This is a genomic window from Corynebacterium sp. HMSC072G08 (assembly GCF_001809185.1).
GTDB classification, from domain to species: domain Bacteria; phylum Actinomycetota; class Actinomycetes; order Mycobacteriales; family Mycobacteriaceae; genus Corynebacterium; species Corynebacterium phoceense.
This window is the reverse complement of sequence record NZ_KV796422.1, coordinates 162,507-174,085: the sequence shown is the minus strand read 5'-3', so window position 1 is coordinate 174,085 and position 11,579 is coordinate 162,507. Positions and strand designations below refer to the sequence as shown.

10 protein-coding genes are annotated in these 11,579 nt (G+C 64.0%); 7 read left to right on the top strand and 3 right to left on the bottom strand.

What is annotated here, in order from left to right; genetic code table 11:
* From HMPREF2559_RS06455 to HMPREF2559_RS06445, 3 genes are all read left to right on the top strand, one after another.
* Positions 1-2,082 (top strand): [protein-PII] uridylyltransferase (locus tag HMPREF2559_RS06455; protein WP_246818460.1); only part of this gene is annotated, 2,082 nt, incomplete at its 5' end.
* A gap of 52 nt (positions 2,083-2,134) precedes the next feature.
* On the top strand, positions 2,135-3,769 hold the full coding sequence (gene ffh / locus HMPREF2559_RS06450) for a signal recognition particle protein (protein WP_066486979.1): 1,635 nt from the start codon (positions 2,135-2,137) through the stop codon (positions 3,767-3,769).
* 172 nt (positions 3,770-3,941) lie between these two features.
* Positions 3,942-5,093 carry a TIGR04053 family radical SAM/SPASM domain-containing protein gene (locus HMPREF2559_RS06445; protein WP_068801889.1) on the top strand — a complete coding sequence of 384 codons (1,152 nt, stop codon included), beginning with the start codon at positions 3,942-3,944 and terminating at the stop codon, positions 5,091-5,093.
* 113 nt (positions 5,094-5,206) lie between these two features.
* Here HMPREF2559_RS06445 and HMPREF2559_RS06440 read toward each other — a convergent pair whose 3' ends face one another.
* Positions 5,207-7,444 carry an acyltransferase family protein gene (locus HMPREF2559_RS06440; protein WP_070539948.1) on the bottom strand — a complete coding sequence of 746 codons (2,238 nt, stop codon included), beginning with the start codon at positions 7,442-7,444 and terminating at the stop codon, positions 5,207-5,209.
* Positions 7,445-7,806: 362 nt separating this feature from the next.
* Here HMPREF2559_RS06440 and rpsP point away from each other — a divergent pair, with 362 nt between their 5' ends.
* Positions 7,807-8,313, top strand: a complete 507-nt coding sequence (rpsP, locus tag HMPREF2559_RS06435) for a 30S ribosomal protein S16 (RefSeq protein WP_066486968.1) — start codon at positions 7,807-7,809, stop codon at positions 8,311-8,313.
* 264 nt (positions 8,314-8,577) lie between these two features.
* Here the strand turns inward: rpsP and HMPREF2559_RS06430 are convergent, their stop codons facing one another.
* Together HMPREF2559_RS06430 and HMPREF2559_RS06425 are read right to left on the bottom strand one after the other, a co-directional pair.
* Entirely contained in the window at positions 8,578-9,276 is a 699-nt protein-coding gene (locus HMPREF2559_RS06430) for a TetR/AcrR family transcriptional regulator (protein WP_082723196.1), read from the bottom strand.
* Positions 9,277-9,334: 58 nt separating this feature from the next.
* On the bottom strand, positions 9,335-9,748 hold the full coding sequence (locus HMPREF2559_RS06425) for a cupin domain-containing protein (protein WP_066486960.1): 414 nt from the start codon (positions 9,746-9,748) through the stop codon (positions 9,335-9,337).
* Positions 9,749-9,829: 81 nt separating this feature from the next.
* Here HMPREF2559_RS06425 and rimM point away from each other — a divergent pair, with 81 nt between their 5' ends.
* Genes rimM through HMPREF2559_RS06410 form a run of 3 tightly spaced genes read left to right on the top strand, consistent with a single transcriptional unit; the run spans position 9,830 to position 11,539 of the window.
* On the top strand, positions 9,830-10,330 hold the full coding sequence (gene rimM, locus HMPREF2559_RS06420; RefSeq protein ID WP_066486958.1) for a ribosome maturation factor RimM: 501 nt from the start codon (positions 9,830-9,832) through the stop codon (positions 10,328-10,330).
* Positions 10,327-11,187 carry a tRNA (guanosine(37)-N1)-methyltransferase TrmD gene (gene trmD / locus HMPREF2559_RS06415; protein ID WP_066486942.1) on the top strand — a complete coding sequence of 287 codons (861 nt, stop codon included), beginning with the start codon at positions 10,327-10,329 and terminating at the stop codon, positions 11,185-11,187. Before rimM ends, trmD begins: the two co-directional genes overlap by 4 nt.
* Positions 11,177-11,539 carry a hypothetical protein gene (locus HMPREF2559_RS06410; protein ID WP_066486932.1) on the top strand — a complete coding sequence of 121 codons (363 nt, stop codon included), beginning with the start codon at positions 11,177-11,179 and terminating at the stop codon, positions 11,537-11,539. The genes trmD and HMPREF2559_RS06410 overlap by 11 nt, the downstream gene beginning before the upstream one ends.
* Positions 11,540-11,579 lie beyond the last annotated feature (40 nt).

Genomic DNA, 11,579 nt, shown 5'->3' with positions numbered 1-11,579 from the left:
GCCGAGGCTTATGCCTCGGCGCTTGCCGTTGTCCGCTCTCTCGATCTGCCCCAAGGCACCGCGCTCGCCGCGACAGGGTCGTTCGCCCGCCAGGAGATGACCCCACGCTCGGACATCGACCTTATTCTCCTCCATCCCGCTGACAAGGAGCTGGACGAGGAAAAGGTCGCGCAGATGTGGTACCCCGTGTGGGACGCGAAGTACCACCTCGACTACGCGGTGCGAACGCCGGACGAGTGTGCGGACATTGCGGCAGAAGATGCATCGGCAGGCTTTGCGCAGCTGGATCTTGCCTACGTCGCGGGCAATAAGCTGCTCGTCGATGAAGCCCGCGCGAAGTTGCTCGCCGTCTGGCGGCGCCAGCTCCAGCGTGGGTTCGATGCGTTTATTGATACCGCCATCGCGCGCTGGCACCGGTCCGGCGCCGTCGCCGCGATGACGAACCCGGAGCTTAAGAACGGCAGGGGAGGGCTGCGCGATATTCAGCTCCTGCGCGCACTCGCGCTGGGCAACCTGTGCGATAATCCGCGGCTCGATACGCAAAAAGAGCTCTTGCTCGACGTGCGCACCCTGCTCCACGTCCACGCGCGCCGCCATCGCGACGCGCTCGACCCCGAATTCGCCGCGGATATCGCAGAAGAACTGGGGTTTAAGGACCGCTATGAGCTCTCCGCCGCGCTCGTCGAGGCCGCCAGCGCGGTCGACCATGCCCTAGAAAGAGGCCTGGCCACCGCCCGCGGGCTCGTAGGGAAAAGGGAGCGGAAAGGGATCCGGCGGCCGCTCGACATCGACGTCATCGACGCCGGGGGCACTATTACGCTCTCGCGCAACCCCAACCTAGAGGATCCGTGGCTGCTCACGCGCGTTGCGGCGGCGTCGGCACGCACGGGCATTCCCGTTTCCGAGGCGACGTGGGTGCAGCTCCAAGAGCTACCCACGGTCACGGACCGGTGGCCACAAGCCGCGGTGGATGACTTTTACTCCATCCTGTCCTCGCCGCGCCATACCCCGCGGGTTATCGAAGACCTCGACGCGCATGGCCTGTGGGAGCGGCTCGTGCCTGACTGGGCGCATATCCGTGGCCTTCTGCCGCGGGAGCGGTCGCACACGCATTCCGTCGACGCGCATTCCATCAACACGGTGGCGCGCTGTGCGGAGGCCCGCACGACCGTCGCGCGGCCGGACCTTCTGCTCTTGACTGCGCTCTTCCATGACATGGGCAAAGGCTACGACCGCCCGCACGAGCAGGTCGGCGCGGAAATAGTCGTTCGCCAAGCCCAGCGTATGCGGCTCAACCTCGCGGATATGTCGCGCGTGCAGACCATCGTTGCTGAGCACACAACGTTGGCCAAGCTCGCCGCGCGCATGGACCCTTGGTCGGACGAGGCGCGCGACGCGCTTCTCGATGCCGCCAGCTACGACCAGCTCACCGTCTCCCTGCTCGCCGTGCTTGCGGAGGCCGACGCCCGCTCGACGGGGCCCGGCGTGTGGACCTCACGGCTGGCCTCTGCTGTCCACGCGATGACGACCCGCGCGCTGGAGGCGCTCGAGCCCTGGGCGCTCACCCGGCCCATCGTCGACGCCCCGCGCGATATCGGCCTGCGCGTCGACTGGGAGGAGGAGCGGCTTACCGTGTACTGGTGCGGCGAGTACCAGCGCGAGATGGTGCGCCCGCTCGCGCTCATCGCGGCCCTGGGCTGGACCGTCATGGGCTCGCGGATTATCCGCGAGCGGGACGGCAGCTACGCCGCGGAGTTCGATATCCGCACCGTCCAGCAGCAGCTTGCCGATGCCGCCAATGAGCAGCGTTTCCTCCAATCCTATGCGTCGGGCACATACTCGGTCCTTCCCGAGATTGAGCCCGCTCCGACCACCGCTGTCTTTGAACTCGGCGCGGTGCTTACTGTGCGCACGGCGGAGCGGGTGGCCGCGTTGGGCCATTTGCTGGGCGCGCTGCCGGACGTGGAGTGGCTGCGCCACGAGGTTCTCGGCGCCACAATGATCGTCCATGCGCGTCTGCGCGGCGAGGTAAGCCGCTCTGCCGTGGTAGCGAATGTGACCCGGGCCTTGGCAAGCGACTAGAGTAGTTAAAAGCGAAAATCCGTCAAATTTTACTTAAGGGAGCGCCACCGTAGTGTTTGAATCACTATCTGACCGCCTACAATCCGCCCTCTCCGGGCTGCGCGGCAAGGGCAAGCTGACCGAGGCCGATATCAACACGACGGCCCGCGAAATCCGCCTCGCGCTGCTCGAGGCCGACGTCTCGTTGACCGTCGTCCGCGGCTTTATCAAGCGCATCAAGGAGCGCGCCGTTGGTGCCGAGGTCTCCGAGGCGCTCAACCCTGCCCAGCAGGTGGTCAAGATCGTCAACGAGGAGCTCGTGGAGATCCTCGGCGGCGAGACGCGTCGCCTCCAGTTCGCGAAGAACCCGCCCACCGTCATCATGCTCGCCGGCCTCCAGGGTGCCGGTAAGACGACGCTCGCCGGCAAGCTCTCCAAGCACTTGGCGAAGAACGGACACACGCCCATGCTCGTGGCCTGTGACCTCCAACGTCCGGGCGCGGTCCAGCAGCTCCAAATCGTGGGCGAGCGCGCCGGCGTGCCCACCTTCGCGCCGGACCCCGGCACGTCCATCGACACCAGCGAGCACGAGATGGGCACCTCCCACGGCGACCCGGTTGCCGTCGCCCAGGCCGGTATCGAGGAAGCCAAGCGCACCCAGCACGACGTGGTCATCATCGATACCGCCGGCCGCCTCGGTATCGACGAAACGCTCATGACACAGGCTCGCAATATCCGCGACGCCGTGAACCCGGACGAAGTCCTCTTCGTCATCGACTCGATGATCGGCCAGGACGCCGTCCAGACCGCCGAGGCCTTCCGTGACGGCGTGGACTTCACCGGTGTCGTGCTCACCAAGCTCGATGGCGACGCCCGCGGTGGTGCCGCGCTGTCCATCCGTGAGGTCACCGGCAAGCCCATTCTCTTTGCATCGACCGGCGAGAAGCTCGACGACTTCGACGTCTTCCACCCGGAGCGCATGTCGAGCCGCATCCTCGGTATGGGCGACCTGCTCACCCTCATCGAGCAGGCCGAGGCCACCCTCGACCACCAGAAGGCCGAGGAAGCCGCAGCGAAGATCGGCTCGGGCGAGATGACGCTCAACGACTTCCTTGACCAGATGCTCATGGTCCGCAAGATGGGCCCCATCGGCAACCTGCTCAAGATGATGCCGGGCGGCAAGCAGATGTCGCAGATGGCTGACATGGTCGACGAGAAGCAGCTCGACCGCATCCAGGCCATTATTCGCGGTATGACCCCCGAAGAGCGTGAGAATCCCAAGATTCTCAACGCTTCGCGCCGCAAGCGCATTGCCAACGGTTCTGGTGTGACCGTTTCTGAGGTCAACTCCCTTATCGAGCGCTTCAACGAGGCGAAGAAGATGATGTCGCGCATGGCCGGCCAGTTCGGCATGCCCGGCATGGGCGGCGGTCGCTCCGCCACGAAAAAGAAGCCCAAGGGCCGCAAGGGCAAGAACGGCAAGCGCAAGCCCGCCAAGCAGCGTCGCGGTGGCGGCGGTGGCATGCCTGGAATGCCGGGTATGCCTGGCGGCATGCCCTCCATGCAGGAACTGCAGAAGATGCAGGAGCAGATGGGCCAAGGCGGAGGCTTCCCCGGCATGGGTGGTATGGGAGGCATGAAGTTGCCCAAGGGTATGGAAAACATCGACCTTGACAACCTCGATTTCGGCCAGGGCAAGAAGAAGTAGCTTTATTATCACTTCAGGCCGGGATGAGCCTTCCGCCACGGGTGTGGGGCTCATCTCGGCCTGAAGCGTCAGTGAGGGACTAGATGGAATGGGAGTGAGGCTCTCCTTATTTTATGCGCGAGATTTCTACGACTAAAGTTGTAGAAAACATTCGCTTCAGTGAGGGGACCCCGTGAAGGACACGCCCATCGTGCGCCAGGTGCGCCACGATATTAACGCCAAGCCGTTCATCGCCATTTGGGAGGTCACGCGTGCGTGCCAGCTCGTGTGCCAACACTGCCGTGCGGACGCTCAACACGAGCCGGCGCCGGGGCAGCTCACCACGGCGGAAGGCAAGGCGTTGCTCGACTCCATCGCGACGTATGACAAGCCGCGTCCCATCGTCGTCCTCACCGGCGGCGATCCGTTCGAGCGCGGTGACCTGGAGGAACTCACGGAATACGGCACCTCGCTGGGGCTCAACATTTCGCTGTCGCCGTCCGTGACGCCGCGGTTGACCCGCGCGCGCCTGGAAGGCCTCAAGGCGGTGGGAGGCTCGGCGCTCTCGCTGTCCCTCGACGGTGCGACGGCCGCGACGCATGACTACTTCCGCGGTTTCAGTGGCACGTTTGTCCGCACCGTCGAGATGGCGGAGATCGTCACGGACGTGGGCTTCCGCCTGCAGATCAACTCGACCATCACGTCGAACAACGTGAAGGAAGCCCCGGCGCTGCTCAAGCGAGTCATCGATATGGGCGCCAAGCTGTGGAGCGTATTCTTCCTCGTGCCCACCGGCCGCGGCACGGGACTCGGCGCGCTCAGCCCGCTCGAGCGTGAAGACGCCATGAACTGGCTCCACGACGTGTCCAACCGCGTTGCCATCAAGACGACGGAGGGCCCGCAGTACCGGCGCATTGTCCTGCAGCGCTCCAAGGGACAGCCCTATGAAGGCGGCGAGCTCTATAAGTTCCTCACCGAGGAAACCGAGCGCCTGCTGGGACCGGCCGAGCACACTCGCCGTCCGCGTCCGCCCATGGCTATTAATGCGGGTTCCGGCTTCGTCTTCATCGACCATCTCGGCGACGTGTACCCGAACGGCTTTCTGCCCATGCACTGCGGAAACGTCAAGGAGCAGACCCTGCCGGATATCTACGCCACCTCGCCGGTGTTTAAGAAGCTGCGCGATCCGCAGCAGTGGTCGGGTAAGTGCTCCGTGTGCGAATTTGCGTCCGTGTGCGGTGGTTCGCGGTCGACTGCGTTCGCCATGACGGGCGATCCGCTCGCCTCAGACCCGACGTGTGCGTACGTGCCGCAGGCGTGGAAGGAACTCCACGCCGCTTCGTAAAACTAGAAGGCCCTAGCAGGTTGGCCATTCGCGCTGTTCACCGAAATTCATGGGAATTCGGCGAGCTGGGTAAATGACCAACCTCCTAGGGCCATGTGCGGCGTGAGGCGGGTTTAAACCGCGGTGGGGGCCGCGACCATGGGGTAAGGGGCAACGTCCGCCGTGGTGCGGGGGTTCTGGTGTTCTTCGTCGTACGGCGTGGCAGTGGGGGCTGCGGGGTCTTCGCCCGCGGGGGCATCGGGAGCCTCTTGTTGGACCGTCTCGCCCTTCATGAAGGGCTCGATGTACTGACGTAGCAGCGGCATTGCCGAGTCTGCGAAGGCATTCGAGATGTGGTGCATGTCGCGGTAGACGAAGACGTTGCCGATAATGACGGGGCACTGCGTGTCGTCACAGAACCAGTTGGAGGTATCAACGGCGATCATGTTCTTGTACTTCGCAAGCACAATCGCGGCCGGGTCCACTGGGGCGTAGACCTGGTTGCGGTCCATGCTGCACGCGTCCACGTCCTGGGTTGCGACGTAGCACTCGTCAAACTCGCGGCCCACGCCAGCGGCGTCGAAGCCCCACGGGTTATCGCGCAGGCCCATGAACGGAATGTTCTGCTCCGCGAGGAAGTCCCAGAACGCGGCGTAGCCGGCTGGCACGACGTCGGGGCCGTGACCGTAGAAGTCCTGTGGACGCGTGGTGTTGGAGATGACGAGGTCCGCACCGCCATCGACGATCTGCTCGACGGCGCCCTCGGCCCAGGCCTTGCACTCCGGGGTGACGGTTACGTCATCGCCCAACTCGATGGGGCAGTCTTGGCGGACGATCGGAACGAGCTGGAAGTGCATCTCGCGGCCAAGCTTGTCTAGGCCCGAGGCCCACTGCTCGGCGTGGGAACCGCCGACGAGGTAGACCTTGAAGTCCGCATCCTGGTCGCCGAAGATGCACGGCGTTCCGTCTACGCGTTCCGTGTTGTAGTAGTTCGGATCCGCCTGCTTCGCCACGAAGCAATGCGAGGTCGAGGTCGGAGGCATGATGCCGCCCACGAGGATAGGATCCGGCTGGACCGTGACACCCTCTGGGGCCGTGGTGCCGTTGAACGCCATGGCGCCGGGGTAGCGCGCGGGGTCGAGGGTGAGGCCCTCGCCGTCGCGGACCTGGGACATCCACACGGGCTGAATAGTAAGCAGCGCAATGGTCGCTGCGCCCATAAGCACGCCGCCCACGCCGCGCCAGGCGCCGGCCGTAGTGCGCAGAGAGGCGAGCGCAGAATTGACCGGCATATCGTCGCGCGTCGGGCGCTTGCGGCGCTGGCGCAGCGGACGCTCGAGGAAGCGGTGCGTGAGATCCGCGAGGACGAGCGAAATGGCGATGATGATAACGCCCAGCCACCAGGTGGGGCGCTCCATGCCCAGGTACGCCGTGGACAGGATGAGCAGCGGCCAGTGCCACAGGTAGAGCGGGTAGGCGACGTCGCCGAGCCAGCGTGCCTTCTTCGAGGCCATGGCCTGGGACAGGGATCCGCCGCCGCCCAGGATGATGAGCACGGCACCGCCGAGCGGCAGCAAGGACAGCGGACCGGGGTAGGCCGCCGTATTCGCGATAAGCGCGCCCGTGCAGATGAGCGCGAGGAGGCCGAAGCCCGTAAAGAAGTTGGAAAAACGCTGGGGGACGGCCAGCTTTGCACCGTAGATGGCGAGCACACCGCCGAGCGTGAGCTCCCACGCACGCGACCAGGTGGAGTAGTAGTTTGCGGCCGGGCCGTAGAGACCAAAGCGGCAGGCGTATGCGAAGGACGCGATCGTGACGATAACGAGGATGGGGCCGGCGATCTTCTGCACGGTGAGGGTGCGGCGGCCCAGTGCGCGGACGAGGAGCCCCAAGCCCAGCGCAAACGCGATGGACATGACATAGAACTGGCCCTGCACGGCCATGGACCACAGGTGCTGCAGCGGCGAGGTGCTTGCCGATGCCGCCGCATAATCGGCGTTCTGCCGTGCCAGCTCCCAGTTCTGGTAGTAAAACACCGTCGCCGTGATCTGCTGGACGAGCTCCGTGCGCAGCAGTTGCGGGGTGAAGAACTTGACGAGGAGGAACGTTGCACCCACCGTGAGCGCAAGCGCCGGGACCAGGCGGCGCAGCGTGCGCCAGATCGGCCACCACGGGTTAAAAGAGGCATTCGGCTTTTCCGTGTAGCGTAGCTGGGAGCCCAGGAAGAAGTAGCCAGAGAGCAACAAGAAGACGTCCCCCCCGCCGGAGACGCGTCCCACGAAGACGTGATAGAGGACGACGAGGCCGATCGCGATGCCGCGCAGTCCATCAAGATCGTAACGGTAGCGGAAATTTCGTGTTGATTCTGCCATGGTGTGGGTGGGTCCTGACCTCGTCCTTAGTGCTCCTCCTATAATCCCGTCGCAGGAGACGGGGAAAGAAAGAGCAGGCAAACGGGAAGCTATAAACTAGGTACGGCCCGTAAGGTTACCTGGCGCATGCATGAAAACCGGAACTGACGCGACGTGATTTCCGGAATTGGCCTGGTTGCCTGTAATATATGTCGGGTTGCCACGCATGTGGCGGCACAATTTGATACTTATCCTGCGTAACGCCCCCACCGCCTACGGACGGCGGGCATGTCACACGCAGGCTAAATCCGAGGGTTGAACCGGCGCGAGCACACGGCTCGCGTGTCTGTACTGCCCAGTGACTACACGCAAAGGAGCCAATCATGGCCGTTAAGATTAAGCTGCAGCGTATCGGTAAGATCCGCACCCCTGAGTACCGCGTAATCATCGCTGATGCCCGCACCCGTCGTTCCGGTAAGGCTATCGAGAACATCGGCATCTACTCCCCGAAGCAGCAGCCGTCCCTCATTCAGATCGATTCCGAGCGCGCACAGTACTGGCTGGGCGTCGGCGCACAGCCGACCGAGCCGGTACTCGCTCTGCTGAAGGTCACCGGTGACTGGCAGAAGTTCAAGGGCCTGCCGGGCGCCGAGGGCACCCTTCAGGTGGCCGAGGAGAAGCCGTCCAAGCTTGACCTCTTCAACGCTGCCCTGTCTGAGGCTGCCAACGGCCCGACCCTCGAGGCCATCACCGAGAAGAAGCGCAAGGCCAAGGAAGAGGCTGAGGCTAAGGCTGCTGCTGAGGCTGCTGCCGCCGCCGAGGCTGAGGCCAAGGCTGCCGCTGAGGCTGAGGCTGCTGAGGAAGCTCCGGCTGAGGAGTCCGCAGAGTAATTCTGCTTAAGCGCTACCCCGTCACCGTTCGCGGTTGCGGGGGTTTACGCGTTTTCCCCATACAATGCGGCCCTGGAGCAGGAACACCCCCGGATTATTGTCAGACAGGGACAGGAATAGGTCATACCGAAGCCAGCGACTAGTTCCACTGTCCTTTCGGACGGCGGGAATGGGCATAAACATAGCCCGCCCACTCGGGTGGACAGGCTATGAATTTTCGGTGCCTTGGGGTGGAACTGCTTCCAACGTCATGGGCGCGACGGCCTAGGTATCGTCGTCCGAATCTGGCTTGCCGTCGGGGTAGTTGCGGAACGGGTCGTTGACATCCGTGAAGTCTGTGCCGCGCATGGCGGAGGCGAAGACGCCTTGGGCGAGCTCGTTCTTCATCTCACGCGGCAGATCCGCCATCTGGCCGGTCGTACAGAGCACGGTAAAGCCGTGGACCGTGGACCACGCGGCGAGCGCGTTCTGCATGAAGTACTGGAGGTGGCTCACGCCGTCCGTGCGCTGGGCATGGATGCGGAAACACTCGGAGAATTCCCGCAGCGCCTGTACGTGTGGCTCGAGATGCTCCTCATCACCGCCGCTGCCGCCCATCACGGTGGGAAGGTCCAAGCCACGTCCGGCGAGCATGCAACGAAACATTTGGGGCTCTTCCATCGCGAAGTTGAAGTAGACCCACGCACACGCCATCATGCGGTCCGCAACGAGGGGGCGGCTCTCGCGATCGGTGAGGACCACGTTGAGACGCGCGATGAGCTCGTCGACCGCGCGGGTGGACACGGCGTTGAGGAGCTCCTCCTGGTCCGTGTAGTGACGGTAGGCCGCCGTGGGGGACACACCGACGCGGCGGGTGACTTGGCGAATGGAGATCGCTTCGGGCCCTTCTTCGCGGCCGATCTCTTCGGCGACGCGCAACAACTCGCCCTTGAGGTTTCCGTGGTGATAAGGCTTCGTACTCACAGAAATAGATTATAAGTGTCTCAGGTCCAGTGGGTGTTATCGCGAGTTCTTATCGGCTTTATTCACCCGTGTGCATGGTGAGCAGCATGATCGCCTGGCCGTGATCAGAGTTTTTCGGCAGCCGCACCGCATGCGGAAGGTGGGCCGGCAGGTGGACTGCGACACCCGGGTGCAGTTCGTGGGTGTCGCCTTCGCACTCGAAGAGCACAGAGCCTGTGAGGACTTGCACGGTGATGGGGTGGGCCGCCTTATGATCCGGCAAGGTCTGGCCGGGCACGAAGGTGAAGACGATGTGGTTGGCGCGGTGTCCGCTGAGGACACGCTTGACTGCGGGTCGCGGGCGGGAGGCATCGGCAGCAGGCGCCTCCGCAAGGAAATCGAGGAAGACGAGTCCGCCGCCCTCATGCGCAGCGTCGCCGAAGGTCGTCACGTCATTGATGGGCAGGGAGGAAGGGTTCTCTGGGGTTGTCATGCGCCCAGCCTACGGGCCCGCTCAACCGCCTGGTAGGTGTTCTTGGTCGCAGCGAAAGCCTGACCCTATAGAGTAGGCGGCATGGAATTACTCATCGGCCGCGTCATCAAATCGCACGGCATCAAGGGCGAACTCGTTGTCGAGCCCACCACGGACGAACCGGAGATCCGGTACGCCGTGGGCGAGGTCCTGCATGGCACGCAAGGAAAAAAGGAACACACGCTCACGGTGAAGTCCGTGCGCGTACACAAGGGACGACTCCTTATCTTCTTCGAGGAGATTCACGACCGCACGACAGCGGATACGCTGCGCGGCACCCAGTTCTTCGCGCCGCCGCTTGAAGACCCGGACGATGATGGCTTCTACGACCACGAGCTCGAAGGCCTGCGCGTCATTCACAACGGTGCCGATGTCGGTGAGGTCACCGGTGTCACGCACGGCCCCGCGCAGTCGCTCCTCGAGCTCACTCTCGACGGTGGCAAGGAAGTCTTGGTCCCGTTCGTCGAGGAAATTGTGCCCGACATTGACCTGGAGGCTGGCACGTGCACCATCACTCCGCCAGAGGGGCTGTTCGATCTATGAGGCTCGACGTTGTCACCATCTTTCCCGAGTATCTCGACCCGCTGCGCCACGCGCTGCTGGGCAAAGCGATCGAACAAGGTCGCCTTTCTGTCGGCGTCCACGACCTGCGCGGCTGGGCCACGGACGTCCACAAGTCAGTGGATGACTCGCCGTTTGGCGGCGGCCCTGGCATGGTCATGAAGCCGGAGGTCTGGGGCCCTGCGCTGGATGATGTCGCCGCGGGGACCGCCGCGGCCACTGAACTCGAGTCCTCGCTTCCGCACCTTGCTCGTCCGACGCACGACGATGTTGAGGGCGTTGAGGCAACCCCCTACGAGGGTCGTGACGTGCGTGAAGGCGAAGACCCGTCGTTGCCGCTGCTTATCGTGCCAACTCCCGCTGGAAAGCCTTTCGTGCAGCCCGATGCCCGCGCCTGGTCCCGCGAGGAGCACATCGTCTTCGCATGCGGACGCTACGAAGGCATCGATCAACGCGTCGTCGATGATGCGGCGCACCGGTACCGCGTGCGCGAGGTCTCCATTGGCGACTACGTCCTCATCGGTGGGGAAGTTGCCGTCCTCGTCATCGCCGAGGCCGTCGTACGCCTGATCCCGGGCGTCCTGGGCAATAAACGCTCGCACGAAGAGGATTCCTTCTCCGATGGGCTGCTCGAGGGCCCAAGTTACACCAAGCCCCGCGAATGGCGCGGGCTCGAGGTTCCCGAAGTGCTCACCTCCGGTAACCACGCGCTCGTCGACCGCTGGCACCGCGACCAAGCCCTCAAGCGAACTCTGGAGCGCCGCCCCGAATTGCTGGAAGGCGTGGCGTTGGACAAGAAAGACCGCGCTTACTTAAAGGAACTTGGGTTTGAAGGCTAGTACTGATCTCACCGTGCTCATGTCGCCGCAGGACATCGCGGGCCTCGACCTCGCTGCGGCCCTCGCTCCCGAGACGACCGTCGAGCGTGAGTCATGTACCCTCGTCGAGTCCGCCTGCACCCCGGAGAACATCCTGGTGTCCGAATACACTGCGAAGTACGACTCCATGCCGATTACCCAAGGCACGTACCGCCTCACCCTCAATGTGGAGACAGAACTTGCCCCGCGCGCGTTGACGCAGGCCGTCGTCGCGGCCCTGCCGGAGAACACGCTCTGGTACGGCACTTCCAACGAGGGCCACCTCGCGGATGATGCCTTTGATACGCGTCCCGGCAAGGCGCAGTGCCTGTAGCATGCCGAGCCCCAGCGCTTTCCCCACCCTAACTCCGAAA